The following is a 25,026-nucleotide window of genomic DNA, read 5'->3' as shown; positions in this document are numbered from 1 at the left end:
GACCTCGCTGCATCGCTCGCTCACGCGTCGTGAGCAAAGCAACAAGACAGGCCACATGCGCATCAACTCCCATCATCACCCCATCACCCGCCGTCTCGCGGCATCGCTGCTTGCCGCCGCCCTCACCTTGTCGACGGCCGCCGCATCGTTCGCGGCCGACACCGTCGTGCTGCGCGTCGGCGACCAGAAAGGCGGCAACCGGTCGCTGCTCGAAATCTCCGGTTACACGAAAGACCTGCCCTATAGAATCGAGTGGTCGGAATTCCCCGCGGCCGCGCCGATCCTGGAAGCGCTCAACGCCGGTGCGCTCGACGTCGGCTATACCGGCGATCTCTCGTTCCTGTCGGTCTATGCGGCCGGCGCGCCGATCAAAGCGATCGGCGGGACGAGGTCAGACGCCAAGACGCAGGCCATCCTGGTGCGCCAGGATTCTCCAATCAAGTCGGCCGCCGACCTCAGGGGCAAACGGCTCGCCGGCACGCGCGGCGGTTGGGGTCAGTTCCTGATCGACGCGACGCTGGAGAAGGCGCAGATCAAGCTGGAGGATGCGACCTTCGCGCCGCTCGGACCGGTCGACGCCAAGATCGCGCTGCTCGCCGGCTCGATCGATGCATGGGCGGTGTGGGAGCCCTACGTCTCCTTCGCGACGCTGAAGGACAAAGCCCGCGTGATCGCCGACGGCGAAGGCCTGACCCCAACCATCACCTTCATCGTCGCTTCCGACAACGCCATCGCCACCAAGCGCGCGGCGGTGCAGGATCTTGTGCAGCGGCTGAACAAGGCGCGGCTATGGTCGCTTGATCACCTTTCCGAGTATGCCAGGAACACGGCCGAGCTGACCAAGCTGCCGGAAGACGTGCTGCTCTCGGCCTACACCGCGCAGCGCACCAGCCCGATCGTGATCGACGAGAACGTCGTGAAGGAGGTGCAGGATGCCTCCGACCGCTCGACGCGCTATGGCATCCTGCCGAAAAAGCTCGACGTCGGCAAAGCCGTCGACCGCAGCTTCACGGCTGCGGCCGCAGGATCGAACTAAACGCACCCGGCGGGATGCGCAGGCTTCGCCTCGAGGCCGGCCCGCTGCATCTCGCCGCGATCGTGCTCATGCAATTCGCCTGTATGAGCATGATCGTGTGGCTCGCGCTCTAGCCGCGCAAAACCTTACCAATATCCGCGATAGTAAGGCCGGTGAAAGACCCGATATGGCCGGTAGTAGCCGTAACGATAGCCGTAGTACGGACGATACGGCCGATAGTATCGCGGATAAGCGTAGGCCGGCCCATAGCCGTAATAAGCCGGGGCATAACCATAGCCGTACCCCGGATAGCCATAACCGCCGTAATACGGGCCGCCATAGTAGCCATAGCCGTAAGGCGCGGTGCTGGCGGCGATGGCGCCGCCGATGATCGCACCGGCCGCGAGGCCGCCGAGACCCCATCCCCAGCCACCGCCGCGCCAATGTACCTGCGTGACATCATCGCCGACGGCAGCCTTCATGCTCGCGACGTTGGTCGGCATCGGACCCGCCGCGGCCTGCTCGATTTGGCCGGCCATGACCACGCCGGCCAGCGAACAGGCAATTGCCGTTTTCCAGATCCTCATCGTCTTACTCCCTATCTGACGTTTCGCTTGGAAATGGATCGCATCGCCATGATCGAACATCCTTGCGCCTAGTCAAAGCCTCGAATTTGCGTGCGGCGCACAAGTGCCCTTCACGTCTCGCTGCGAGACGGCCGCTGGCGGGCCAGCGCGCCTGCTCGGTCGCCATGTGACACCGGCGCGACGCCGGAGTTCGGTGGCCAAGAACGGCATCAAGCCAAAGCATTAAGCTTGCCGCGCTCGCAACTAACAACCTACTTCCCGATTTACTATTCGTGCCGTTACTATCGGTTCCAATGGGCGCGGGACCGCGGGGCTTCTCGCGACAAAAGGCCTCGGCAAGCGCCAGAGCGCGGGAGGATGACATGAGTGCCGTCGGTAGTGAACCGCTTGCCCGCCAGGCGCTGGCGTTCGTCCTCGCTGGTGGACGCGGCAGCCGGCTTTTGGAGCTGACCGACCGGCGCGCCAAGCCGGCGGTCTATTTTGGCGGCAAGTCCCGCATCATCGACTTCGCGCTGTCGAACGCGGTGAACTCCGGCATCCGCCGTATTGCGGTCGCCACCCAATACAAGGCGCACAGCCTGATCCGGCACCTTCAGATGGGCTGGAACTTCTTCCGCCCCGAGCGCAATGAGAGTTTTGACATTCTCCCGGCGAGCCAGCGCGTTTCCGAGAACATGTGGTATGTCGGAACGGCGGACGCGGTCTACCAGAACATCGACATCATCGAATCTCACGCCTGCCGCTTCATCGTCGTGCTGGCCGGCGACCACATCTACAAGATGGACTACGAGGTGATGCTGCGCGAGCACGTCGAGAGCGGCGCCGACGTCACGGTGGGCTGCCTCGAGATGCCGCGCGCGGAATCATCGGGCTTCGGCATCATGCATATCGACGAGAAGGGCTGGATCCAGTCCTTCCTGGAGAAGCCGAAAGACCCGCCGCCGATGCCAGGCAAGCCGGACGTCTCGCTCGCCAGCATGGGCATCTACGTGTTCAATGCGAAATTCCTGTTCGACCAGCTCAGGCGCGACGCCGAGGACCCGGACTCGAACCACGATTTCGGCAAGGACATCATTCCATACCTCGTCAAGAACGGCCGCGCATTCGCGCACCAGTTCTCGACCTCCTGCGTGCGCTCCAGCAGCCACAACGGCGCCTATTGGCGTGACGTCGGTACCGTCGACGCCTATTGGTCCGCCAATATCGATCTCACCGATGTCGTACCGGAACTCGACCTGTTCGACCGCGCCTGGCCGATCTGGTCCTATGCCGAGATCACACCGCCGGCCAAGTTCGTCCACGACGAGGAGAGCCGGCGCGGCCAGGCCGTGAGCTCGCTCGTCTCGGGCGGCTGCATCATCTCCGGCGCCTCGCTGCGCCGCTCGCTGCTGTTCACCGGTGTCCGGATCAACTCCTACGCCAATGTCGAGAATGCCGTGATCATGCCCTACGTGAATGTTGGGCGCGGCGCTCGCTTGAAGAACGTCGTGATCGACCGTGGCGTCGAAATCCCCGAGGGCCTCGTCGTCGGTGAAGATCCCGAGTTCGACGCCAAGCGCTTCCGCACCACCGAGCAGGGCATCTCGCTGATCACCCAGCCGATGATCGATGGGCTCAATAAATGACGCCTGTTCGCGTCCTCGCGGTCGCTTCTGAAGTCTATCCCATCGTCAAGACCGGCGGCCTCGCGGACGTCGCTGGCGCGCTGCCGGTTGCGCTGAAGGCGCATGGCGTCGAGATGCGCACCCTGATGCCCGGCTATCCCGACGTGACGCGGCTGCTCGCCGGAGCGGAGGAAATCCGGCGCTGGCCGGATTATTTCGGCGGGCCTGGACGCCTGCTCGCAGCCTCGCACGACGGCCTCGATCTGTTCGTGCTCGACGTGCCGCATCTCTATGCGCGGCCGGGAAATCCTTACGTCACCAGCGAAGGCGTCGACTGGCCGGACAACGGCGTGCGCTTCGCCGCGCTCTCGCGCGTCGCCGCCGATATCGGCCACGGCCTGGTTCCGGCTTTCGTGCCCGACATCATGCACGCCCATGACTGGCAGGCGGGGCTCGCGCCGGCCTATCTGCATTATGACAACCGGCCGCGGCCCGGCACCGTGATGACCATTCACAACATGGCCTATCAGGGCAAGTTTGCTCCCGAGCTGATTGGCGCGATCGGCCTGCCCTGGCACTCCTTGAACGTCAACGAAATCGAATATTTCGGCGGCATCAGCTTTTTGAAGGCGGGCCTGCAATTTGCCGATCGCATCACCACGGTGTCGCCGACCTACGCGCGGGAGATCCAGAGCGACGAAGGCGGCATGGGGTTCGGCGGCCTGCTTCGCGCACGCGCGAGCGTGCTCAGCGGCATTCTCAACGGCATCGACATCTCGGTGTGGAATCCGCAAACCGATCCGCACATTGCCTACCGCTTCGGCGCGGAAGACCTCACGTTCCGGGCTGCAAACAAGGCGGCGCTTCAGCAGCAGTTCAATCTCGATTCCTCCGACGAGGCGCCGTTGCTCGGCGTCATCAGCCGGCTGTCCTGGCAGAAGGGGCTCGATCTCCTGCTCGAGGCCATTCCAATCATATTGGGTGAAGGCATGCAGCTCGCGCTGCTCGGCAGCGGCGATCGCGATCTGCAGGACCGCTACCAGGCCGCCGCTCGCGCCAATCCCGGCCGGATCGGAGTCGTGATCGGCTACGACGAGATCCTGGCGCATCTGATCCAGGCCGGCTCGGACGCGCTGATCGTGCCGTCGCGCTTCGAGCCGTGCGGCTTGACCCAACTCTGCGCGCTGCGCTATGGCGCCGTCCCGATTGTGTCGCGCGTCGGCGGCCTCGAGGATACCATCGTCGACATCGGCGAGGCCGACGCATCCGGCCATGATGCCACCGGTTTCAAGTTCGGCCCCGTCACGGCGGACGCCCTCGCCGGCACGCTGCGCAAGGCCAACACCGTCTTCCACGACAAGCTGACCTGGCGCCGGCTGCAATTGAGCGGCCTTGCGACCGACGTCTCCTGGCGCAACCGCGCCGGCGACTATGCCGCGCTCTACCGCGACCTCATGGCGGCCCGCGCGTGAGCATTGCCGAATCCATGCTATAGAGCCGGCATGGACCCCTTCGCGATCAAGCTGCTCGGCTTTGCCGCCGCCACCTGCACCACCGTCGCCTATGCGCCGCAGTTCATCAAGGTCTGGAAGACGCGCTCGGCGCGCGACATCTCGCTCGGCATGTTCCTGGTCATGGTGCTGGGCCTTGTGCTCTGGCTCGTCTACGGCCTGCTCTCCGGCGATGCCCCGCTAGTCGCCGCCAACGCGATTACCGTGGTGCTCGCCGGCGGCATCCTGTTCATGAAGCTGAAATACGGGTGAGGATGCCCCCTCTCCCTTGTCGGAGAAGGAAGATCACCCACCAAACACATACGACGCCATCGCTACGCCCGCGACCTCGTCGACGAAGACGCGGCGGCCAATGTCGCTGCCGGCGGCGCCCGCCGCGACCATCAGCGGCAACAGATGGTCCTCGCGCGGATGCGCGAGGCGCGCGCTGGGCGCGTTCTCCCAGTCGACGAGCATGGCGTTGCGCCGTGTCGCGTCCGGATTGCTGATGGCCTCGTTCAGATAGGCCTCGAAGGCGTACGAGACCGGCTTGGACTCCGGTTGATTGAAGCCGCGCATGTTGTGATAGGTCAGTCCGCTGCCGACGATCAGGACACCGTCGTCGCGCAGCGAGGAGATCGCCTGCCCGACCCTGATATGCTCGGCCGGATCGTAGCTCGACTTCAGCGACAGCAATACGATCGGCATGTCGGCGTTCGGATACATCAGGCCGAGCGGCACGAAAGTGCCGTGGTCAAAGCCCTGATCGGGATCCTCGCGGCAATCGAGCCCGGCGCGCGTCACCAACGCCTTCACTTCGGCTGCGAGCTCGGGCTGGCCCGGCGCCGGATATTTGAGGTGATAGGTATGCTCGGGGAAACCGTAATAGTCGTACACCATCGGCGGATGCGCCGAGGTCGACACGGTGAAGGCGTCGGCCTCCCAATGGCCAGTGATGACGAGCACGGCCTTCGGCCTTTTCGGCAACACTTGCGGTAATCGGCCGAACTCCGCGGCGGTCTTCGCATATTGCACCCGTCTGTCCTCCATGAACGGCCAGGGGCCACCACCATGCGACAGGAACAGGGTCGGAAATCGCGTCATCAGGTCGTCTCGCTAGCAACAGGCGCGTGCGAGCTGCCCGCGCAGTTCGCGGCGAGCATAGGCAAACCGGGATGGTTAGCAAGCCGTTAACGATTTGCCTTCCAAAATCCCGCCGTGGCCGAAGCAGTCGGCCTGAAGACAAGTGAGACGTGAGATGAGGAAGTTTGCGCTGGGGGACGTCGTCAACAGTGACAAGGGCCGCCGCGGCGTCGTTCGCGCCGCCTACAAGTCACGGGACGGCCAGCAGTTCTATGCCGTCGAGAAGGATGGCGCGATGGACTATCTGGAGGAAGACCGACTGAGCCCGGCGCCGCGCGTCGAGCTCGCGGCATAAATCCCACTCATTTCCTGCCCTCACCTGCGAGCCGATCGAGACGCTCCGCGAAGGGGTCGTCTCCGCTCGCGATGCGATCGTCCGCGATCAGCAGCAGGCGATCACGGTCGGCGGCCGCGTCCCAATGGGGCAAACCGAGGCCATTGGGATCGCCGTCTTTCGCAAAATTGATCCAATAGCCGCGGATGCGGCTCGCGACCTCGCGGTCTGCTCGCGAGAAGATTCCTGCACCGGGCACGCCTTCGACACCGAAGATGAACTGCAACTCGCGTCCGTGCCCATGATCAGGATTTGCGCGCTGCGCTTCAGGCACATAGCTAAAACGATAGCGGAAGGTCGGCGCGCCGCTTGCGGCATGCAGGCGCGCAAGCAGCCTCACCGGCTCGGAGAAGTCCTTGTCGGTGAAGAATCTTGCCGCGCCCGATGACCTCGCAAGATCCGGATAAAGACTGCGCAGGTCATCGCTTGTGACGCCTGCCGACGCCAGCTCCTCCTCAACACTGAGTTCGCTGTCGAAACCGGTCTCATCGTCGTTCGAGCCGATGATCAGGGGAATGCGGCTTTGATGTCCCGCTGCAAAGCCCGCGGCGACGTCCTCAGTCACCAGGCTTCCATCCAGCATCGGCGCAAAGCTGCGCGGTGATTTGTCCAGCAGCTGTTTTCCGGCGCCAAGCAGGCGGCTCGGCGCAACGTCGCGCAAGTCCGTCCGCTCTCCTAGCGCCGCGACGAGCTGACGACCGACAGCCTCCGCCTCTTGCGCCAAGCGAAGGCGCGCACGACCGGGTAGCGATTGCAGAATGGCTTTGTGGAATAACCCGCGCGTCTGCCGGCACAGCATCAGCAGCGCGATCGACGTCGCGCCTGCGCCATTACCGAACAGGGTGACGTTGTTTGGATCGCCGCCGAACGCCGCGATATTGTCGTGCACCCAATGCAGCGCCGCGATCTGGTCCATCAGACCGTAATTGCCGGAGCCGCTTTCCGACAGCGCGGGATGCGCAAGCCAGCCGAGCACACCGAGGCGATAATTCACGGTGACGACGATGAGGCCGGCCTGCACCAGCCTGGCGCCGTCGAACAGCGGATCGTTCGCGGTCCCCGTGACGAAGGCGCCGCCATGGATGAACATCATCACCGGTAACGGACCATCGACTCCGAAGGGACGAAACACGTTCAGCGTGAGGCAATCCTCGCTCGCGCCAGGCAGCGACGGTTGAAGACAAGGCGCGCCGTAGTCGTAAGCGGTGCGCATCTCCGAGCTCTCGGCCGTCGGCTGCGGTGGGCGCCAGCGCAGCGGACCGACCGGCGGCGCCGCGTAAGCAAGCCCCTTGAAGGAGGCCACCTCACCTTCCACGGCGCCAAGCATCTGTCCTTCGCGCGTCAGCGCGAACGGAAACTGTCCGACCGGCTGGGCCAAGGCCAGGCCGGCGCAGCCCAGAACTGCGGAAGCCGCAACAAGCGCGAGCAAGGACCGCATCTTCTAGATATCTCGATGCGAGAAAGGGTTCCCGGCAGGTTATGTCCCTGACCGTCAGCGAGGCAAGTCTCTCGCCGCGTCTAACTCCCCTTGGCCAGGAGCTCCGCCAGCGCGCGGCGGGCGACGATGCCGAGCTCGCCAAGCGTGGAATGTCCCGACTGCGCCGCCTCGATCAGGCGCTCGGCGATGAACCTGCGGCTGTCGTGATCGCCGCCATGCGGCAGTTGGCGGCACGTCTCCTCCAGGACGACGTCCATGTTCGCTTTGGTTCGATCACTCAACTCTATCATGACGCCCGGTCAGTATGCGTGGCTAGTAAGCGCAAGCATACACAGAAGGATGTAGTCTGATTAGCCCGGACAATCCCGGCGATTGTGCATCGCGATGCGTGTATCGCCACAAGCCTCGCGCGGCCACGATGACGCCGCAAACGACTACCGAAGATTGCACTTGTCCTGATGACAAGCCGAACCTGCAGCGATAGCCTGCCGGCAAAACAAAATACACGGGAGGAATGCCATGCCTGACGCAAGGGTCGCCGCACGTGAATCCAGGGCGGCGAGTGGAGCAGCCCAACAGGTCGATGTCGCCGTGGTCGGCGCCGGGTTTGCCGGCCTCTATCTCCTTCATCGCCTGCGCAAGGCCGGCTTCAAGGCGATCGCCCTTGATGAGGCCGGCGACGTCGGCGGCACCTGGTACTGGAACCGCTACCCGGGCGCCCGCTGCGACATCCAAACCATCGATTACAGCTACACCTTCGATCCGGAGCTCGAGACGGCCTGGACCTGGTCCGAGAAATACGCGACCCAGCCCGAGATCCTGCGCTATCTCGGCTTCGTCGCCGACCGCTATGACCTTAGGCGCGACATCCGCTTCAACACCAAGGTCAGCGCAGCCACATGGGATGAAGCGACAGGGCGCTGGCAGCTCACCACCGATAACGGCGCGCCGGTCTCCTGCCGCCACTACATCATGGCCACCGGCTGCCTTTCGGCGCCAAAGCCGCCCGAGATCGACGGCGTCAAGGATTTTGAGGGCGAAGTCTATTTCACCGGACGGTGGCCGCATGACGGGGTCGATCTCGCCGGCAAGCGCGTTGCCGTGATCGGCACGGGCTCGTCCGCCATCCAATCGATCCCGCTGATCGCCGAACAGGCCGCGCATCTGACCGTGTTCCAGCGCACGCCAAATTTCGCGCTGCCCGCGCATAACGGCCCGGCGCTCTCGGACCGCATGAGCCTGCTGCAAAGCGACCGCGCGGCCTATCGCGAGCAGGCACGCCAATCGATGGCCGGTGTGCCTTATCCTCAGCAGACCGCGGTGAGCTGGCAGCTCAGCGACGCCGAGCGTCGCGCGCGCTTTGAAGAGGCATGGGGCAAGGGCGACCTCGTCTATATCCTGACCCAGCTCTGGGCCGACCAGGCCGTCGATGTCGACGGCAACAAGATCGTCCAGGACCTGATCCGTGAAAAGATCAGCGCCGCGGTCAAGGACCCCGAGACCGCGGCGGCCCTGATGCCGCACGATCATCCGTTCGGCGCCAAGCGTCCCTGCCTCGATACCAATTACTACGCGACCTTCAACCGGCCGAACGTCACGCTGATCAATCTGCGCCAGGAGCCGATCAAGGCGATCACCGCAACCGGCATCACGACTGCCAAGCGCAGCGTCGACCTCGACGTGATCGTGTTCGCGACCGGTTTCGACGCCATGACCGGCGCGATCCGTGCCGTGCATCCGATCACGGGACGGGGCGGCCGATCGCTCTCGGACGTCTGGGCGCAGGGACCGCAGACCTATCTCGGCCTCACGGTCGAGGGCTTCCCGAACTTCTTCATGATCACCGGCCCCGGCAGCCCGTCGGTGCTGTCGAACATGGCGGTGTCGATCGAGCAGCATGTCGACTGGGTCGTCGATCGCCTTGCGGAGCTGCGCGATGCCGGCTTCACCACGATCGAGCCGACCGAAACGGCGCAGGCCGCCTGGGGCCGGCACATGGCCGATTGTTCGATGCTGACGCTGCATCGCCTCGCCAACACCTGGTACACGGGCGCCAACGTACCCGGCAAGGTCCAGGGCCTGATGCCCTATACCGGCGGCGTCGGCCCCTATCGCAGTATCTGCGACGAGGTGGTCAGCCGCGGCATGCTCGGCTTCAGGCTCACCGGCCCCAACGTCGCGACGCAGTGCAATGACGGCGAGGTGGTGCGCCTGCAGCCGGACGTGCGGCTGGTGCTGAACCTGCTGACGTCGCTGAACCTGCCGCCGATCGAGTCGATGGGCGCGCTCGGCGCCCGCGCCTTCGTCAACGAGTTCAACGAGGGCCGGCCTGCGGGGCGGCCGATCGGCGACATCGTCGACGGCACCCTCCCAGTTACCGACGGCGCGCTGGCTTACCGTGTCTACAAGCCGGCAACCCCGGGCCCGCATCCGGTCGTGGTCTACTTCCACGGCGGCGGCTGGGTGCTCGGCGACGAGCAGTCGGACGAGCCGTTCTGCCGCGACATGGTGCGGCGGACCGGCATGATCTTCGTCAGCGTCGGCTATCGCCATGCGCCGGAGCACCGCTTCCCCACCGCGGCCGAGGACGGCTATGCGGCGACGCGCTGGATCGCCGAGCATGCCGCCGAGTTCGGCGGCATGCCGGGGCCGGTGCTGGTTGCAGGCTGGAGCGCCGGCGGCAACATCGCCGCCGTCACCTGCCAGCTCGCACGCGACCGTGGCGGACCCGAGATCGCCGGCCAGCTCCTGGTCTGCCCGGTCACCGACTGCACCTTCGATCGGCCCTCTTACAACGACAATGCGACCGGCTACTTCCTGACGCGCTCGCTGATGTACTGGTTCTGGGACCTCTATTGCTCGCCGGCCGACCGCACCGACCCGCGCGTCTCGCCGCTCCGCGGCAAGCTCGAGGGATTACCGCCGGCCTTCGTCGTCACCTGCGAGTTCGACCCGTTGCGCGACGAGGGCGTCGCCTATGCCGAGGCGATGGCCGCCGCGGGCGTCCCGGTCGAGCAGCTTCGGGCGCGCGGCCATTTCCACTCGTCGTTCGCGATGGTCGATGTGGTGATCACCGGCGTGCCCGGCCGGCTGCAAATGGCCGGAGCCCTGCGGCGCTTCGCGGGACTTCCGCCGGAGGTCAGCCGCGGCGACGAGAGCAGCCGGGGCCAGGACAGCCCGGGGCACAAAATCGCGGCCGCCGCGAGCTGAATAGGGACAGGCCGCCGGGAACCTTTTCCCGGTTGCCGCGTTGGTTGTTCGTGGCATTGAGATGCAGCGACAAGTGTGTAGGCCCCGGCACGCGACCCCGTGTGCTGGGGTCGTCTTTTGCGTGAGGCAGGACGATGGGGGACGTGGTCGGGGATTCAAAGGTCGATTTCGGCGCGCTTGCGGTGCTGCATAAATGGCCGTCGCTTGCAAACCAGCGAAGGCTGGACAGAGAATCCTACCAGGTGAGTGAAGGCACGCTCGACGAGTGCATCTCGGCCTTCATGCAGAAGCCGGCGACGACTCGGCACCTCTATGAGATTCGCACCGTGGCGCAACCACCGCTCGTCACTGAAATCCTTTCGCCCGAGCACGTCATCGAGCTCTCGCGCTTAAGGGAATTTCTCTGAGGCCTTCACAAGCACGCGAGCAGGAACCTTCTTCCGGTTTTTCCCGTTGTCAGGGATCGGAAGCAAAGACATGAGCGCCTCAAGATGCTTGACGCCGGCGTGTCATCCCCCGTCGTGCCCTACGGCGCAGACCAGACCCTGTTCGTGGTGATCGATCGCCGCGACGAGGCGACTGAAATCCGCATCGAGCGCAGCGATCTCGAAGCCACCATCGGCGAGCTTGTCGCCGGATGCTTCAACGACCCGATCAAGGTGATTTCATTCAACACGCTCGAGCATTGGATGAAGGACATTTCGACCGATGTCGCCGGCGAGATCCGCGCGCGCTGCGACATCGACGGTGTAGAGCTGCCGGATTATCTCAGCGACTTCGTCGAAAGCCATTCCTGAGCCCGCTTCTCCGATTGCGCGGGCAAAAAAAGCGCCGCTTGCGCGGCGCTTTTCGTGTGACACGCTTATCGGCGTGACACGCTTAGTGGTGCCAGAACAATGCCAGCAGCAGAACGATCGGCAGCGGTACGCCAAGCAACCAAAGCAAAGCACCTCGTCCAAAACCCATGATCTCCTCCTCCTCTTGCATCACCGAGATGACGTCGGGAAAAAGCAGAAGTTCCGCGCCTCGCGGCGAGGGCGGATGCAATCAGAGCATGGAACGGCGGATGCTAAACGCGCCGGTGCTTGCCGCCGATCACCTCGATCTCGCGGCGGCGCTCGCCCGCGAAGGTCAGGAGTTTTTCGATCGTCAGCGCATCCGTGATCCGTTTGGCCAGCCGCTCAGCGCGCGCGGCCTGATCTTCGAGATACTGGATCGTGTTCAAGCGCCGCCTCCCCCAAAGCCCCGGATTGCTGGACAGGTATGGTGCGACAGAGCAACTAACAGCCGGTTAAGCACTGCGAGCGGCTTGAGGCTCATTGCACGACGTCGAGGCGGACATTGGTGATGCCTTTGTCGACCATGCCGAGCGCCTCGGCCGCGGAAGGGGAGATATCGACCACGCGTCCGCGAACATAGGGCCCGCGATCGTTGACCCTGACGGTCACGAAGCGGCCGGAGGAGGTATCGGTCACCCGCAGCTTGGTGCCGAACGGCAGGCTCGGATGCGCCGCGGTCAATTCGTTCTTGTCGAACTTCTCGCCGCTCGCGGTCTCCGTATCCGAATAGAAGCTGGCAACGCCATGCGAGGCGGTCTGCTTTGCGTCACCGTCGGAGCCGCGCGACCTCATGATCGGCCTTGGATGCAGCGCCGCCACCCTGTGCGGGCGCTCCACCGCGGCCTGCCGGCTGGTGCCGGCGAGATCGGCCTTCTGGCGGCTGACCGGCGATTGCGCGCAGGCGGCGAGCGAGGCGGCGCCGCCGATCGCGAGCAGCAGCCGGCACGAGGTTGCGAAGGAAATCCGGGCAGCTTCGGCACGTGCAATGCGAGACATGGTACGCCCTCCGAACGGCCCCGATTTTCGGTGGGCAATGAGGGCAGAACCTTGTCGGAACAAAAGCAGGCCTGAGGCCGCCTCCGTTTCGCGCCAGCTGTGACGATTCCACCACACTGGCCTTGTCCTGAACAGGCGCGGGTTAGCGGCACGCCGGTGCGTAAACCTCCGGCGCTACGCTAAATGTGGCAGGCACCCAGTGTTTTGGGTCCGCGCGCGGATATGCCGCCGACCTTAGTAACGCGGCTCGTACATCTGCGACTGCACCAGGGCCTTCACGTCGTTGGGCGCAGGTCCGTCAGCGAGGCCGCGCTGAAAGGCGACGTCTGCGACGGCGGCGGCGATGCGGACCGAGACCTCGCGGATGCGTGGCAGCGCCGGATAAAGGCTGCCTTGCGCGAGGTCGTCCTTGCCGACGCAATCGGCGAGCGTGTGGGCGGCCGCCATGAACATTTCGTCGGTGACGAGGCGCGAGCGGCTGGCGACGACACCGAGGCCGACGCCGGGGAAGATGTAGGAATTGTTGCCCTGGCGCGGCACGAAGGTGCGGCCGTTGAGCGTCACCGGATCGTACGGGCTGCCGCAGGCGAACAGCGCGCGGCCCCCGGTGTAGCGGTAGGCATCCTCCGCCGCGCACTCGGCCTTCGAGGTCGGATTGGAGAGCGCAAACACGATCGGCTGCTCGTTGAGTTCGGCCATCGCCTTTAGCACCTCGGGGGTGAAGGCACCGCCGACAGCGGCGACACCGATGATCGCCGTCGGCTTCAGCGTCTTGATCGCAGTCAGGAAATCGGCGATCGGCGCCTGGCCGGCATGGGCATAGCGCAGCTTGTGGCCGGACAGGCCATCGCGGCCGCTGACGACGAGGCCGCGGGAATCCACCAGCCAGTTGCGCCGGAGCGCTTCGGCCTCCGCCAGCCCTTCCGCCATCATGGCGGAAACCACGAGATCGGCGATGCCGGTCGCCGCCTCGCCAGCGCCGAGGAACAGGATGCGCTGATCCCTGAGCTTGCCGGCGGAGACGCGGAGAGCCGAGAACAGACCAGCGAGCGCCACCGCCGCGGTGCCCTGGATGTCGTCGTTGAAGACGCAGGCCTCATCCCGGTATTTGTGCAGCAGCTTGAACGCCGAATGGTTGGCGAAATCCTCGAACTGGATCAGCACGCCCGGGAATGTCTTGCGCGCGGCCTGCATGAATTCGTCGACGAAGCTGTCATAGGCCTCGCCCGTCAGCCGCCGCTCGCGCAGGCCGAGATAATAGGGATCGTTCAAGAGCTCTTCGTTGTTGGTGCCGACGTCGAGCACGATCGGCAGGCACAGCTCGGGATGCACACCGGCGCAGGCCGAATAGAGCGAGAGCTTGCCGACCGGAATCCCCATGCCGTTGGCGCCGAGATCGCCGAGGCCCAGGATGCGCTCGCCGTCAGTGACGACGATCAGCCTGGCCGGATAGGGCCAGTTCTTCAGGATCTCGGCGATCTGGCCGCGATCGCGCGAGGAGATGAACATGCCGCGCGGCCGCTGGAAGATCAGGCCGTATTTCTGGCAGGCGAGCCCGACGGTCGGGGTATAGATGATCGGCTGGATCTCGTCGATGTTGTCGACGACGACGCGGAAGAACAGCGCCTCATTGCGGTCATGCAGCGCGTTCAGAGCGACGTATTTCTCCAGATCGGTCGGCAGCGTGCGCAGATTGGTCAGCACGCGCTGAGCTTGCGTCTCCATTGTCAGCACGCAAGGCGGCAGCAGGCCGCGCAGGCCCAGCGCGTCGCGCTCGGATTCGGTGAAGGCGGTGCCCTTGTTGAGCAGGGGATCGCGCAGCAGCGTCATGCCGTGTGATTGATCGGACGATGTCGGTTGGGCAGCGACCCGGGCAGGTCTATTCACGAATTCCCCCAAGGAGTTTCTTATTGAACCGCGGACATTGTCGGCCAGCGCTCCCCCGAGATCAAGGACGTTGGGACTGAGGCATCTATTGTGATCTCGCACCGCAGCGAGATCGTCGCGCGAGATCGCAGGTCGCGCGCGACGCAAAGGTTAACGCCGCAAGCTCTTGCTCCTCATGATGCGAATTGAGAGCCTGCTCTCTCCCCTCGTCATTCCCGGGCGCGCGTCGGCGCGAACCCGGAATCCATTCCGCGGCCGTCTCTGCGGCCCAATGGATTCCGGGCTCGCGACTTCGTCGCGCCCCGGAATGACGAGAATACCTCACGATCTGTCACGATGAGGAAGTGTTATGAGGCGGCAGCACTACTCAACCTTGATGTCGGCGGACCTTACGATCGGCCACCGTTTCTCGGTCTCGGCCCTCTGGACGGCCGCGAGCGCCGCGGCGTCCCACCCTTTTGTCGCCCGCTTGTCGTCAGCGGGCTGATGCCGGAGTGAACGCTGCCGGGCGAGCGGAGGCAAGCCGGAAGATGATAGAGCCGCTATCCGGCCGCCCGTCTGGGCGTCAGATTGGCGGCGCTGTCGGCCGGCGGCGCGATCTGCATCAAGATGGTCTGGGTCGCCGAGGCGACCTCGATGCCGCTCTGCTGGAAGCGCAGCTTCATGCGGCGGTTGAATTCACGCTGGACGGGCCAGCGGCCGGCCTCGGTGCAGCGGATCTGGCCGACGATCGACACCATTGCGCCATCGACCTTGTCGATGCCCCAGAGCTCGAGATCGCCACGGATCAGCGCACGGAACTCCGGCTCGCGCCGCATCTCGTCAACGATGTCCTTGAGAATCTGACCGGCGCGGTCGGTATCTTCCTTGTAGGCGACGTTGACGCTGACGGAAGCGTTGCCGGCGCCACGGCTGGCATTGGTGATGGTCGTGACCGCGCTGAACGGCACGATGTGCACGGCGCCATCGCCGGCGCGCAGGCGGATGGTGCGGATCGAGACATTCTCCACCACGCCTGACAGCCCGGACACGCTGACATTGTCGCCGACCTGCACCGTGTTCTCCAGGAGCAGGAACAGGCCCGTGATGAGGTCCTGCACCAGCTTCTGCGAACCGAAGCCGATGGCAATGCCGACGATGCCGGCGCCCGCGAGCAGCGGGGCGACGTTGACGCCGATTTCGCTCAGCGTGGTGAGGCCGACGACGGCGGCGATCAGGCAGAGCAGCGCCGTCCGCAGCATCGGCTGGAAGGTACGTAGACGCGCGGCGCGGGCATAATGTCCGTCCCGGGACAGCGTATTGATCTGCCGGTCCAGCAGCGCGTTGCTGGCTTCCCAGATCGCGGCCGCGATGAACACTGCGACGCCGATCGTCATCACGGCCGAGATCAGCCGGCTGCCGATCTGGCCGCCGTAGAACCAGACGATCGCGTCCACGCCCCAGACTTCGAGCACCGCCACGAAGCCGATGAAGGCGATCACGCCAGATACGATCTTGCGCAGCAGCGGTAGATAGCGGTTGGCACGGATCTCGAGGCCGGGAAAGCGCTGAAGGATCTCCGGCCTGATCCGGAAGCCGCGGTCGATCAGGCTCAGCGTCAGCATGATGGCGACGCGAGTCATCAGCGCCACCACGACCGTCCCGACGAAATACTGCAAGAGCAGCGAATAGCCGTTGCGGATGTTGAGCGCCCACACGGCCCACAGCGCAAGATCGAGCCCGATGGCAAGATAGTGCCAGCCGCCGGCGATGCGATTGCGCAGACGGGCCGCGATCCCCTGCCGGTCGGCCGGCGCACGGATCGCTTCGGCGACCTGGCGGCGGCATTGCAGGATGATGACGACGATGAAGAGGTGCACGACCAGCATCACCATGCGCAGCAGCGCGGCATAGCCGGCACGATGCAGGCCGAGCAGCAGGGCCACATTGGCAAAGGCGATGCCGGATATGCCGACGCCGACGATGCGGCGCGCCCAGATCTCGACGTAGGCTGCGGTCTCGGCCCGAACCGGGAACAGGCCGAACGGTCCCGCCAGCGCCCGGATCACGCAGATGAGGCCGCGGGAGAACGCATAGGCGTTGACGACCGCGAGGATCACGAGACGTACTGTCGTGGGCTCGCCGATCTCGGTCCCGAGCAGCGCGGTGGCGATGCCCACGAAGACGACCACCGGCAGCAGTTCGAGCACGAGGCGTCCCAGCACGAAGGGCACCCGCAGCAGGATCTGCCAGACCCGCGCCAGACTGTGGCGGCGCCTGTGCAGTTCGGGCGCGGGGGTGACATCGGCCACCGATGACGGCGGATCGGCAATCGGCAGCGCCTGTGCTGGCAGGCGCGCGGTCTGCGGCACGCGTCCTTCCAGGAACGCAACCGGACGCCGGATTAGGCGGAACATCACCCATTCGGCCGAAAGGGCGCAGCCGAGCACCAGCGCCAGCTTCCAGGCGGTCTCGATCAAAAGATTGTAGGCGGCGGGATCGTTCGCGGTCCGCATGATCCAGTAATAGAACGCCGGAAAATGCGTGAGCGTCCGCGCCATGCTGGCGATCTCGCTCGATATCGAACCGATCTCCTCCGACACGGTGAGCAGGAGCTGTGCACCGAGGCCATCGGCCGAGAGCGGGATCGGCGATTTCTGCTCAGGCGCGGCCGGTGCCGGCTGCTGACCAGATGCATTCGCGATCGCGCGCAGCGTGTCGATCATGTGCGCACGCTTCTTGTCGTCCTGCAGTGTCTCCAGCGCGCGCTTGGCTTCCTCAGGCGACAGCGCGGCCGTACTGCTCGCAGCCGGCGTCTCGGCGCGGGCGCCGCAGAGAGATGAGATCGCGAGGAAGAGAGCAGCGAGGAGCGCCGGGGCGAACTTATGCGACACGAAGATTCCTTGGATAAAACAGATGCGCCGGCGGAGTCGGAATCGTCACCACCGAAGCACATGCGTCATGTCGGATGACCGTTATTCGCCCCGGACCTGTGTCGGAAGTTGGCCTTCGAGGCGACATTCTCTTGGCATTTGCCGCAATGCAGGATCGAAGATGGCGCGGGCTCAGCGCAGCTGAGACGTCATGAGAACACTGCGCGCGCAAGGGCTCTCCCGCTGTTCCGCAACGCTATCGCATCTGGGAAGCGGAATCCCTGCGGCCGATCCTTCGAGCCGCCCGCTTTGGCGGGGACTCGAGGCCAATTAGCCTCATCCTGAGGAGACCGCGGAGCGGTCGTCTCGAAGGACGAGGCGCTTGCTCAGGCCGGTCCAAGAGATCGCATGCGACTGCCCTGCGCCATTCCGGGAATTGGCCCGGAATGACGACAGGGAGGGAGGAGGGACAAGGCAGGACTTCAATACGTACGTCGCGGCGGGCCTCGGCGCGGCCAGCCCATGATCGACGTGATGCAAAATACAGCGCCGGGAAGGTAGGGGCTTTGCCTCACTGATGCAGCCCGCTAAACCTTGACCCGGCGTGCCGTTCGCGGTTTCGCCGCTATGCGATAGTCCGAACGAGCTCCATCGCACTTAGCGGCTGGATCTGCGGAGGTGGTGTCATAGACCTCCCCTTGCTCATGAGGTGGACGTTGCGCGTCGCTTGTTTGCGACCACTGCGATGCTCCTCCCGAGACACAAAACTGTCAAGCGGGATCGATGATCTGAAGGATCACATTTGAAGGCGCGAGTTCCCTGAACGGGGCATGGTGACATCATGCTCCTGTTTTGCCCGACGTGTCAAACCGACTTCGTAAAATCCGCAAGCGCGCGACGTGACCGGCAAGCCATTGATTCCACTATCCCCGGCTACTGTGCATGGGGTTGTTTTCGCAGTTTTTGTCCATGGCCGGCTTGCCTAGAGAAACATATCTGCCAGATCGACCGACGAGGACTTCCCGACCCGGTCGAAGTTTTGCGCCAGCCAGCTTTGCGCCGCCGCGCGGCCCTCGTCGCGCAGGCGGCACAACAGGCTCCATTCCGGGTGGAATTGCGTGGCCGTGCCGAGCTGCGACATCAGCTGGTCGTTGCCGATCCAGTGCATGTACATGCGGCTGTGCCTGTCGCTGTCGAGCTCGCCGTCGTCGATCAGCCGCGTGGCGAAGGCGATCGCGCGCATTTCTCGCATCAACGACGAATTGAAGCTGATCTCGTTGATGCGGTGGAGGACGTCAGCCGCACTGGTCGGCAGCGCGTCGCGCCGGATCGCCGTGACCTGCACGATGATAACGTCGTGGCTGCCCTTGCGGTAGATGAGCGGGTAGATCGCGGGATTGCCGAGATAGCCGCCATCCCAATAATGCTCGCCGTCGATCTCGACGGCCTGAAAATAGGGCGGCAGGCAGGCCGAGGCGAGCACGGTTTCTGCGGTGAGAAACGGGCTCTGGAATACCTTGATCTTGCCGGTGCGGACGTTGGTGGCGTTGAGAAAAAGCTGCGGCGCCTCGGGCGAGGAATTGAGCCTGTCGAAATCGACCACGCGCTGCAGCAGCGAGCGGAGCGGATTGAAGTGGAACGGATTGAGCAGGTTCGGCGGCAGCGTGTGCGTCAGCGTGTGGATGACGGCGTGGACCGGATGATATTCCGGCGGCAGCTTCAGGGCCTGGATCCACTGGTTGAGCGGCGAGAGCAAATCGTACGCCCTGTCCATGCGCGAGACTTCGTACCAGAATGCGTGCAGGCTCTGCCGCGCCGCCTCCGCGCCCCCGTTTGCCATGCCGGAGGCCAGCGCCACCGCATTCATCGCGCCGGCGCTGGTGGCGCTGATCGCTTCGATCGCGAGCCTGCCGTCCTCGAGCACCTGGTCGAGCACGCCCCAGACGAAGGCGCCGTGCGCGCCGCCGCCCTGGAGCGCGAAGTTGACGTTCTTGCGATCCGCGGTGCCGGTGGCTGTCACTTTGCCCGCTTCTTGCCTCCCTTTCCTTCTTTCTCCAGCTCCTTGCGCACCTCGTCGAACTCCTGCAGCGAGGCCTTGTCGACACGAGGAAATTTCAGGTCCAATCTTTCGAGCGCAGCATTGATCACGGAGCCGATCACGACGCGGGCGAACCATTTGTGGTCGGCGGGCACCACGTACCACGGCGCATGAGGTGTCGACGTGTGCCGCACAATGTCCTGATAGACGGCCTGGTAGCGCGGCCACAGCGCGCGCTCCTTGATATCGTCCATCGAGAACTTCCACTGCTTGGCCGGCTCTTCCAGCCGGTCGAGGAAGCGCTCGCGCTGCTCCTCCTTGGAGACATTGAGGAAGAACTTCAGCACCACGGTGCCGTTGCGGCAGAGATAGCGCTCGAAGGCGGAGATGTCCTCGAACCGCTCCTTCCAGATGTTCTTGGTGACGAGCTTTGCCGGCAGCTTCTCCTTGGCGAGGATCTCCGGATGCACCCGCGTCACCAGGCATTCCTCGTAATGGGAGCGGTTGAAGATGCCGATACGGCCGCGCTCCGGCAGCGCGACCACGTGGCGCCACAGGAAGTCGTGATCGAGCTCCTTGCTGCTCGGCGCCTTGAAAGAATGGACCTCGCAGCCCTGCGGATTGATGCCGTCGAAGATCGCCTTGATCGCACTGTCCTTGCCGCCGGCGTCCATGGCCTGGAATACGATCAGAAGCGACCAGCGGTCCTGGGCATAGAGCGTCTCCTGAAACGCGATCAGCCGCGTCTTGTTGGCCTCCAGGATCTCCTGCGCCTTCTCCTTGTCGAGATCGCCCTTCTCGTCGGTCTTGTGGTCCTTGAGGCGAAACTTACCGGATCCATCATAACGGAACGGCGTAATGTAACGGTCGAGCTCCTGGGCGATCGATCTGGACGGCTTCTTGTTCATGAGTTCGGGGACACCTTGCGTTGCGGCTTCAGTCGGTCGAGCACGCTACCAAGAATGCCCTTGGGAAGGAATATGATGAAAAGCACGAGCAGCACGCCATAGACGAGATTGTCCCAGCCGACCGCCCTGGTGCCGAAGCCGATGCGCAAGGTCTCCGCAAGCAGGATGGTGATGATGGCGCCGACGGTCGGGCCGAGCGAGACGAACAAGCCGCCGACGATGGCCGCGAACACCATCTGGAGCGACACGGCGATGCCGCTGACAGTATCGGGCGTGATGAACATCTGGTACTGGCAGTAGATCGCGCCGGCGAGCGCCGTCATCAGCGCGCTGAGCAGCGTGATCTTCAATTTCTCCGCGGTGACGTCGACGCCGGCCGCGGCGGCGGCATCCTCGTCCTCTGAGATCGCCTCCAGCGCATGGCGAGCCATGCTGCGGTCGACCCAGTGCCAGACCACGATGCCAAAAAGCCAGATCGCGAGCGCGATCAGATACCAGGTGGTCTTGTCGTCGAATTGCAGCGCCAGCAGCCTGTTGCCGGACGCCCGGTTCGGCGTGTAGCCGAGCGAGCCGCCGGTATAATCGCGCGTCGCGGTGATCACCTGGAGCACGATGCCTGATAGCGCCAGCGTCACCAGCACGAAATAATGCCCGGTGATGCGGAAGCGGAAGCAGGGATAGCCGACGATCAGCGCCAGCGCACCGGCCGCGGCCATGCTGACGGGAATGCCGACCCATGGCGATAGGCCGAGGTGATTCCACAACAGCGCGGTGACATAGGCGCCGATCCCCATGAAGCCGCCGTGCCCGAGCGAGACGAGGCCGAACCGCCCCATCATCGACCAGGACGTATAGGCGAACGACCAAATCAGGATCAGCACCAGGATATGCAGGTGATAGGGATCACGATAGACGAAAGGGAGCGCGACCAGCGCCGCCAGACCGATCCCCCAGGCTGCAAGTCGTCCCTGCCCCATCATCGGCGCCTCGCCAGGAGGCCTGCGGGCCGGATGAACATCATGACGATGAAGAAGGCGAAGGCGAGCACGTAGCCCCATTCGAGATCGGAGAACAGGCCGCCGAGCGAGATGATCTCGGCGAACACGAAGGACGCGATGAAGCCGCCGATGAAATTGCCTAAGCCGCCGAGCACGCAGATCAGGAACGTGATCGGCCCGAAGGAGAGGCCGACGAAGGGATGCACGTCATATTGCAGCACCAGAAGGCAGGCAGCGAGCCCGGCCAGCGCACCTCCAAGAGCCGAGGTGATGAGATAGATCCGCTTGGTGTCGACCCCCATCAGCGCCATGATCTGCCGGTCCTGCGAGATGGCGCGGATCGCGGTGCCGGTGAAGGTGCGCGTCATGAACAGGTAGACCGCAACCATGCCGACCAGTGCCGCCACGAAGGACAGCAGCCGTGCGTAGCTGAAATTCATGTCGCCGAAGGCGAGCACCGGTAGGCGGATGCCGAGATTGCGGAAGTCGATGCCGAAGGCGACGGTGGCAAAGCTCTGGAGCACGAACAGCACGCCGCCGGTCGCGAGCAGTTGATTGATCGGCGGCGCCGTGAGCAGCGGCGCGATCACGAGGTAGTGGAGCGCCGCGCCGAGGAGCGCAACCAGCAGGATAGTGAAGGGCGCAGCGATGAAATAGCTGACGCCGTAATACTGCACCATGAAATACATGGCGTACATGCCGATCATCACGAGCTCGGCATAGCAGATCCAGGTCACGTCGATGACGCCGAAGATCAGGTTGAGGCCGAGCGCGAGCAGCGCCAGCACGCCGCCGAGCAGGATGCCGTTGATCACGGCCTCCAGCAGATAAATGTCGAAGACGTCCAGAAATGCCTGCATGCCCCCTCACACCCCGAGATACGCTTCCTTGACCGTGTCGCTCGCCAACATCTCGGCCGAGGTGCCGGAAGCGCGGATCGTGCCCGCCTCGATCAGATAGGCGCGATCGACCACTTTCAGCACCTGCTGCACGTTCTGCTCGACGATCAGCACGGTCAGGCCGCTGGCACGGATCCGCTTCACCAGCTCGAACACCTGCTGCACTACGACTGGCGCGAGGCCCGCCGACGGCTCGTCGAGCAGCAGAAGCTTCGGATTGGACATCATCGCGCGGCCGATCGCGCACATCTGCTGCTCGCCGCCGGACATGGTACCGGCCAGTTGGTGGCGGCGCTCCTTCAGGCGCGGAAACAGCTCGAACACGACGTCGAGCCGCTGGGCATAGTGCGCGCGCGCCTCCCTCATGAACGCGCCCATCTTGAGATTGTCGTCCACCGTGAGCTGCGGAAATAGCCGCCGGTTCTCCGGCACATGCGCAATGCCGAAACTGACGATCTTGTGCGACGGCGTCGCCACGACATCAACACCTTCCATCTTGATCGAGCCGCGCGAGGGCCGGATCAAGCCGGAGATGACGCGCATCAAGGTGGTCTTGCCGGCGCCGTTGGGGCCGATGACGCCGACGGCTTCGCCGGCCTTGACGTCGAGATTGACATCGAACAGCGCCTGGAACGTGCCATAGCCGGCATTGACGCCGCGGAGCTCCAGCATCATTGCCCTCCCGCGCGACGGCGCGCTTCGGCGGCCGCGGCCTGCGTGGTCTCGGCATCAGTCCCGAGATAGACCTCGATCACCCGCGGGTCGCTCGCAACCGCGCTCGGCAAGCCTTCCGAGATCTTCTCGCCGTGATCGAGTACCATGACGCGATCGACCACGCGCATCAAGACGCCCATGATGTGCTCGACCCAGATGATGGTGATGCCGAGCTCGTCGCGGATGTTGCGCAGCATGTCGGCGGCCTGGTCCATCTCGGTCTCGTCGAGGCCGCCGAGGCTTTCGTCCGCCAGCAACAGCTTTGGCGCGGTGGCGAGCGCCTTCGCAAGCTCGAGCTTCTTCAGGCCGGCTGCGCCAAGTCCATCGACACTGGCATGGCGATCAATCGGCAGGCCGACCATCGCCAGCGACCGCTCGGCCGCTTCCTCGGCCTTGACTCGACTGTGGCGGCCCTGGCCGTAGAAGCCGGCGAGCGCGACATTCTCGAAGATGGTCAGTCGACGGAAGGGCCGCGGAATCTGGAAGGTGCGGCCGATGCCGCGGTTGATAATCCGGTGCGGCGCAAGGCCTGCGATCTCATTCCCGGCGAACAAGATCGAACCGGAGGTCGGCGCCAGCGTGCCCGAGAGCATGTTGAAGATCGTGCTCTTGCCCGAGCCGTTGGGTCCGATCAGGCCGAGGATCTCGCCCTGTTCGACCCTGAACGAGACGTTGTTGACGGCTGTGAAGCCGCCAAACCGCTTCACCAGCCCGCTGACTTCCAACACCGAAGCACTCCGCCGCTACTGGTTGCTGTAGGTGGTGCCTTTCGGCAGCGGCAGCACCGCCTCGCGCTGCGCCTGGCTCTTGGGCCACACCACGGAGGACTTGTCGTCGATGTACTGGATCACCACGGGAAACGAGCGTTCGTTCTGCCCGGCCATCGGCGTGCCCTCACCGTAGAACTTCACGCCGAAGCCGAGCATGGTGCCGCCCTCGGGAATGTCGGTGTCGAGCGCCGCCTTGCGCAGCGCGTCGGGATCGACACCGCCATACTTCTTGATCGCTCGCGGCAGCACGTCGCTCATGAATACATACGTGTTGGACGCGCCGATGCCGACATGGGCCGAGCGGATGGCGACGCCCGGCCTGATCTTGTCGAATTCGTCGCCGACCATCTTGATCACGGGCGGGAGCTTCGGATCCATGGTCTTCTGGTTGGCGAGCCAGATCGATATCGGGTCGGTGTTGAAGATGTACGCGGCGTCCGCGCCCATGCCTTCCTTCAGCTTCTCGTAGACGCCATAACCGGCGCCATGCCCCATCAACGCGCCGAACTTCAGGCCCTGCTCGCGGGCCTGGCGCAGCAGCAGCGTAATGTCGGGATTGTAGCCCGTGTGGAAGATCACGTCGGGCTTGGCGCGCTTGAGCTTGGTCACCAGCGCGGAGAGGTCCGGTGCGGTCGCCGAATAGCCCTCCTTCAGCACGATGTTGAAGCCGGCCTTCTTCGCACCGGCCTCGTTGCCCTTGGAGACATCGACCCCATAGGCCCCGTCCTCGTGAATGATGGCGACGCGCAGGTCCTTCGGCTCCTTGCCGAACTTCTCCTTGGCGTTCTGCGCGATGAAATCCATCGTCATCATGCCGAACTGGTCGCCGCTCGCCTGCGGACGGAACACGTATTTGTAACCCTTGTCGTTGAACACGGCCGACGAGATGCAGGTCGTGATCCACATGAACTTCTTGAGCTGCTCGACGCGGGCGGCGACCGGTACGCATTGCGCCGAGGAGAAGAAGCCGAGCACCATGTCGACCTTCTCCTGCTCGAGCAGGCGGACAGATTCGTTGATGGCGATGTCAGGCTTGCTTTGCGCGTCGGCGTAGACCGCCTCGACCTTGTAACCTTCGACCCCGGTCTTGGCGAAATGGTCGAGGATGATCTTTGCGCCGATATAGCCGAGCTCGGAGCCGCCGCCGGCGAGAGGTCCGGTCAAATCGAAGACGACGCCGATCTTGATCTTCTTCTCCTGAGCCTGGGCGGACACCGCCAAGCCCGCCGCGGCAATCGCGACCAACAGCCCACGTACCAAACGGGTAGCCATGCGCAGGCGCATCAGAACCTCCCTGGACGATT

22 protein-coding genes and 1 pseudogene are annotated in these 25,026 nt (G+C 64.4%); 8 read left to right on the top strand and 15 right to left on the bottom strand.

The window, feature by feature from the left end:
* The first annotated feature begins 55 nt into the window (after positions 1–55).
* Positions 56–1,036 (top strand): ABC transporter substrate-binding protein, encoded by a 981-nt coding sequence (locus IVA92_RS29965; RefSeq protein ID WP_247278573.1) that lies wholly within the window; start codon positions 56–58, stop codon positions 1,034–1,036.
* A 125-nt stretch (positions 1,037–1,161) separates the two neighbouring features.
* On the opposite strand, the gene IVA92_RS29960 is transcribed toward IVA92_RS29965, so the two are convergent.
* Positions 1,162–1,602 carry a hypothetical protein gene (locus IVA92_RS29960; RefSeq protein ID WP_247278572.1) on the bottom strand — a complete coding sequence of 147 codons (441 nt, stop codon included), beginning with the start codon at positions 1,600–1,602 and terminating at the stop codon, positions 1,162–1,164.
* 362 nt (positions 1,603–1,964) lie between these two features.
* Here IVA92_RS29960 and glgC point away from each other — a divergent pair, with 362 nt between their 5' ends.
* From glgC to IVA92_RS29945, 3 genes are read left to right on the top strand one after another with little or no spacing between them, the layout of a single operon-like run.
* Positions 1,965–3,227: a glucose-1-phosphate adenylyltransferase gene (glgC, locus tag IVA92_RS29955; RefSeq protein WP_247278571.1), complete on the top strand. Its 1,263-nt coding sequence runs from the start codon at positions 1,965–1,967 to the stop codon at positions 3,225–3,227.
* On the top strand, positions 3,224–4,678 hold the full coding sequence (gene glgA / locus IVA92_RS29950) for a glycogen synthase GlgA (RefSeq protein WP_247278570.1): 1,455 nt from the start codon (positions 3,224–3,226) through the stop codon (positions 4,676–4,678). Before glgC ends, glgA begins: the two co-directional genes overlap by 4 nt.
* A 30-nt stretch (positions 4,679–4,708) precedes the next feature.
* Positions 4,709–4,969, top strand: coding sequence for a SemiSWEET transporter (locus tag IVA92_RS29945; protein WP_247278569.1), 261 nt, complete (start codon positions 4,709–4,711; stop codon positions 4,967–4,969).
* A gap of 33 nt (positions 4,970–5,002) precedes the next feature.
* Here the strand turns inward: IVA92_RS29945 and IVA92_RS29940 are convergent, their stop codons facing one another.
* A complete protein-coding gene (locus tag IVA92_RS29940; RefSeq protein ID WP_247278568.1) occupies positions 5,003–5,800 on the bottom strand; it encodes a class III extradiol ring-cleavage dioxygenase in 798 nt (265 codons plus the stop codon).
* Positions 5,801–5,954: 154 nt separating this feature from the next.
* On the opposite strand from IVA92_RS29940, the gene IVA92_RS29935 reads away from it, so the two are divergent.
* Positions 5,955–6,134 carry a hypothetical protein gene (locus IVA92_RS29935; RefSeq protein WP_247278567.1) on the top strand — a complete coding sequence of 60 codons (180 nt, stop codon included), beginning with the start codon at positions 5,955–5,957 and terminating at the stop codon, positions 6,132–6,134.
* A 7-nt stretch (positions 6,135–6,141) separates the two neighbouring features.
* Here the strand turns inward: IVA92_RS29935 and IVA92_RS29930 are convergent, their stop codons facing one another.
* Positions 6,142–7,611, bottom strand: coding sequence for a carboxylesterase family protein (locus tag IVA92_RS29930; RefSeq protein ID WP_247278566.1), 1,470 nt, complete (start codon positions 7,609–7,611; stop codon positions 6,142–6,144).
* Between the two features lie 80 nt (positions 7,612–7,691).
* Positions 7,692–7,868, bottom strand: coding sequence for a hypothetical protein (locus IVA92_RS29925; protein WP_247278565.1), 177 nt, complete (start codon positions 7,866–7,868; stop codon positions 7,692–7,694).
* A 262-nt stretch (positions 7,869–8,130) separates the two neighbouring features.
* Here IVA92_RS29925 and IVA92_RS29920 point away from each other — a divergent pair, with 262 nt between their 5' ends.
* The 3 genes from IVA92_RS29920 (at position 8,131) to IVA92_RS29910 (ending at position 11,618) form a co-directional block, all read left to right on the top strand.
* On the top strand, positions 8,131–10,821 hold the full coding sequence (locus tag IVA92_RS29920) for an alpha/beta hydrolase fold domain-containing protein (protein ID WP_247278564.1): 2,691 nt from the start codon (positions 8,131–8,133) through the stop codon (positions 10,819–10,821).
* A 134-nt stretch (positions 10,822–10,955) separates the two neighbouring features.
* Entirely contained in the window at positions 10,956–11,228 is a 273-nt protein-coding gene (locus tag IVA92_RS29915) for a hypothetical protein (protein WP_247278563.1), read from the top strand.
* Positions 11,229–11,312: 84 nt separating this feature from the next.
* Positions 11,313–11,618 (top strand): hypothetical protein, encoded by a 306-nt coding sequence (locus IVA92_RS29910; RefSeq protein WP_247278562.1) that lies wholly within the window; start codon positions 11,313–11,315, stop codon positions 11,616–11,618.
* A gap of 272 nt (positions 11,619–11,890) precedes the next feature.
* Here IVA92_RS29910 and IVA92_RS29905 read toward each other — a convergent pair whose 3' ends face one another.
* The 11 genes and pseudogenes from IVA92_RS29905 to IVA92_RS29855 form a co-directional block, all read right to left on the bottom strand.
* Positions 11,891–12,046, bottom strand: a complete 156-nt coding sequence (locus IVA92_RS29905) for a hypothetical protein (protein ID WP_247278561.1) — start codon at positions 12,044–12,046, stop codon at positions 11,891–11,893.
* Positions 12,047–12,137: 91 nt separating this feature from the next.
* On the bottom strand, positions 12,138–12,656 hold the full coding sequence (locus IVA92_RS29900) for a septal ring lytic transglycosylase RlpA family protein (RefSeq protein WP_247278560.1): 519 nt from the start codon (positions 12,654–12,656) through the stop codon (positions 12,138–12,140).
* Positions 12,657–12,890: 234 nt separating this feature from the next.
* Positions 12,891–14,543: an NAD-dependent malic enzyme gene (locus IVA92_RS29895; protein ID WP_346015503.1), complete on the bottom strand. Its 1,653-nt coding sequence runs from the start codon at positions 14,541–14,543 to the stop codon at positions 12,891–12,893.
* Between the two features lie 542 nt (positions 14,544–15,085).
* Entirely contained in the window at positions 15,086–17,416 is a 2,331-nt protein-coding gene (locus IVA92_RS29890; protein ID WP_247278559.1) for a mechanosensitive ion channel domain-containing protein, read from the bottom strand.
* 961 nt (positions 17,417–18,377) lie between these two features.
* Positions 18,378–19,415 (bottom strand): patatin-like phospholipase family protein, encoded by a 1,038-nt coding sequence (locus tag IVA92_RS29885; RefSeq protein ID WP_247278558.1) that lies wholly within the window; start codon positions 19,413–19,415, stop codon positions 18,378–18,380.
* Positions 19,412–20,341, bottom strand: coding sequence for a polyphosphate kinase 2 family protein (locus tag IVA92_RS29880; RefSeq protein WP_247278557.1), 930 nt, complete (start codon positions 20,339–20,341; stop codon positions 19,412–19,414). Before IVA92_RS29880 ends, IVA92_RS29885 begins: the two co-directional genes overlap by 4 nt.
* Positions 20,274–21,321: pseudogene (locus tag IVA92_RS29875) on the bottom strand (branched-chain amino acid ABC transporter permease). The gene IVA92_RS29880 and the pseudogene IVA92_RS29875 overlap by 68 nt, the downstream one beginning before the upstream one ends.
* On the bottom strand, positions 21,318–22,199 hold the full coding sequence (locus IVA92_RS29870) for a branched-chain amino acid ABC transporter permease (protein ID WP_247278555.1): 882 nt from the start codon (positions 22,197–22,199) through the stop codon (positions 21,318–21,320). Before IVA92_RS29870 ends, IVA92_RS29875 begins: the two are co-directional and overlap by 4 nt.
* 6 nt (positions 22,200–22,205) lie before the next feature.
* A complete protein-coding gene (locus IVA92_RS29865) occupies positions 22,206–22,910 on the bottom strand; it encodes an ABC transporter ATP-binding protein (RefSeq protein ID WP_247278608.1) in 705 nt (234 codons plus the stop codon).
* Entirely contained in the window at positions 22,910–23,680 is a 771-nt protein-coding gene (locus IVA92_RS29860; protein WP_247278554.1) for an ABC transporter ATP-binding protein, read from the bottom strand. Before IVA92_RS29860 ends, IVA92_RS29865 begins: the two co-directional genes overlap by 1 nt.
* A 15-nt stretch (positions 23,681–23,695) precedes the next feature.
* Positions 23,696–25,006, bottom strand: a complete 1,311-nt coding sequence (locus IVA92_RS29855) for an ABC transporter substrate-binding protein (RefSeq protein WP_247278553.1) — start codon at positions 25,004–25,006, stop codon at positions 23,696–23,698.
* Positions 25,007–25,026: the final 20 nt, after the last annotated feature.

Source organism: Bradyrhizobium sp. 154, assembly GCF_023073875.1.
In the GTDB taxonomy this organism is placed as follows: Bacteria; Pseudomonadota; Alphaproteobacteria; order Rhizobiales; family Xanthobacteraceae; genus Bradyrhizobium.
Note: the sequence above shows the minus strand (reverse complement) of the source record. Positions and strands in the feature narration are given on the sequence as shown.